Raw genomic sequence first — 2,147 nt, 5'->3', positions numbered from 1 at the left:
GGGCTGATGTCATCAACCGCGCTAACTTGGGTATGGAAGTGATGCACGAGCGCAACGCTCACAACTTCCCTCTCGACTTGGCTGCTAGTGAAGTCACCCCAGTAGCAATGGTTGCTCCTTCTATCAACGGCTAAGTTTTAGCTATCGATTAACAAAAAGCGCTCCTAGAAATAGGGGCGCTTTTTGTTTGGGGAAAATGTAATTTAATAAATCTCTTTCTGACTCATGACTAATGATATCAAATCCTTTGACATCGGAATTATGCATCTCTCTCTTATCTTTCTCTGTGTCCTCTGTGTCCTCTGTGGTTTAATCATTCCGATACAACCGGAATTGATATGATTTATTACTAAGTAGGTGGAAATAAACATGGTCTCGGGAATGCCGGGTTTTGCATTAATCATAAACTGGCGGCTAGTATAGATCATTGCCTTACTGGCCCCTACGATATTTGATTTTTTGTCGCGTCTGCCTACTTGTTAAGTAATAACTTCTGACGAATGCCGCTTTTTCTCAATATACTGCTGGTGGTAATCCTCTGCCATATAAAATTTACCAGCAGGTTTGATTTCGGTGGCAATATCTTTGTCGTATTTACCGGATCTTTGCAATTTGTGTTTGGAGAGGCGAGCGGCTTTTTCTTGTTCGGAATTGTGATAAAAAATCACAGACCTGTACTGTTCGCCTCTGTCGGGACCTTGGCGATTGATTTGGGTAGGATCGTGACAGTTCCAGAATACATCTAGCAGTGCTTCGTAACTCACCTGCGATCGATCGTACTCTAGCAGCACGGCTTCAGCGTGACCGGTGACTCTGGCGCAAACGTCGAGGTAGCAGGGATTGGGCCAGTGACCTCCGGTGTAGCCCGCAGCAGTCGAGACGACACCCGCAACGGCGCGAAACTTGTGTTCCACTCCCCAAAAACAACCGGCGGCAAATGTGGCTTTTTCCATTGTGTTACTCATGGTATTGGGATATAACTTGGCACTAGGTTATGCTTGACATATCCCCATCAGTGTGCATTCCCAAACTAATCGTGGCTGTACGTAGTTTAGCAAATATTGTCGCGCTTTTTCCAAGGGTTCTAAGGGCGATCGACTAATTGCTCCTGCCAAAAATTGCTGCCAGTAACAGTGCTGTAAATAATCGATTAACCACAACTGAGATTCAGTATCTAAAGTTTTATCAATTTCCTTGGCCAATTCCAAAGCAGACCGCAGATTTTGAGGCAACTGCTTCACCTTTTGCAGCAAATCATCGGGTATTGATTGCAGTTGCTGCCAAATAGCAATTGCCTCCCCAGGACTTCCCTGAGCCATCCCCATTACCTCGGAATGCGATAAAATCTCCGCGAATCCCGCTTGCTGCAAAACTTGCCCCATTGCTTGGGGATTCAGCCGATAAAACTGGATTTTTTGACAACGGGAAATCAAAGTTGGCAGCAAAACTTCCACGGTCGGAGCAATTAAAATTAGCGCTGCTTTTCCAGGTTCTTCCAATGTTTTCAACAAGCCGTTAGCGGCTCCCTCACCCATTGTTTCTGCCTGTTCCAAAACTACGACTGAACGCGCAGCTTCGAGCGGTGGTCTGCTGATAAATTCACCGATTTCTCGAACTTGTTCTAAGCGAATTTGGGGCGGTGCTTTCCGCTTTAAACCGGCTTCCTCTGCTTCTTTTGTCGAAAGCCGTTTACCTTGGTTCATGTAAGTTGGTTCAACCCAAAGTAAGTCTGGATGATTTCGCTGCCTCACGCGATTTTGCACGGAGGTTATCGATATCCTTTCGGGAAGATTTGCTGAAAAAAAAAGCTCTATGAAACACTGAGCAGCTAAACTTTTGCCGATGCCGTTAGAGCCGACAAATAAATAACCAGGAGCAATTCGGTTTCGCTCGACTGCTTGAGTTAGCAATTCTACTGCTCGCTCTTGTCCGATTAATGAGGTAAAATAATCCATGTTTGTTAATAATACCAAAAGGTTATTGTGTTTTAACGGACTGCTAAATAATTAGACCTCTTGCGAAAGTCTCAGGCGATCTCTAATTTAGTCTTTAAAGAAAGTTCATAATTATAAATACCAGCGATCAAATTAAATCTTAATCCGAAGCGCCTTCTTCGATTCCGATATCTTGATGAAAGTATTCTAAAT

General features: G+C 44.2%; 2 protein-coding genes and 2 pseudogenes. 1 reads left to right on the top strand and 3 read right to left on the bottom strand.

What is annotated here, in order from left to right:
* Positions 1–134 (top strand): annotated as a pseudogene (locus ACUVJL_RS36175) (photosystem II q(b) protein); the annotation flags it as partial.
* A 345-nt stretch (positions 135–479) separates the two neighbouring features.
* Here ACUVJL_RS36175 and msrA read toward each other — a convergent pair.
* The 3 genes and pseudogenes from msrA to ACUVJL_RS36160 all read right to left on the bottom strand — a co-directional run.
* On the bottom strand, positions 480–965 hold the full coding sequence (gene msrA / locus ACUVJL_RS36170; protein WP_445250226.1) for a peptide-methionine (S)-S-oxide reductase MsrA: 486 nt from the start codon (positions 963–965) through the stop codon (positions 480–482).
* A 27-nt stretch (positions 966–992) separates the two neighbouring features.
* Entirely contained in the window at positions 993–1,955 is a 963-nt protein-coding gene (locus ACUVJL_RS36165) for a DNA polymerase III subunit delta' (protein ID WP_445250225.1), read from the bottom strand.
* Between the two features lie 71 nt (positions 1,956–2,026).
* Positions 2,027–2,147 (bottom strand): annotated as a pseudogene (locus ACUVJL_RS36160) (IS5/IS1182 family transposase); the annotation flags it as partial.

Origin of the sequence: Microcoleus sp. OTE_8_concoct_300 (genome assembly GCF_031383065.1) — a bacterium.
Classification (GTDB): domain Bacteria; phylum Cyanobacteriota; class Cyanobacteriia; order Cyanobacteriales; family Microcoleaceae; genus Microcoleus.
This window is presented reverse-complemented; position numbering and strand designations above follow the sequence as displayed.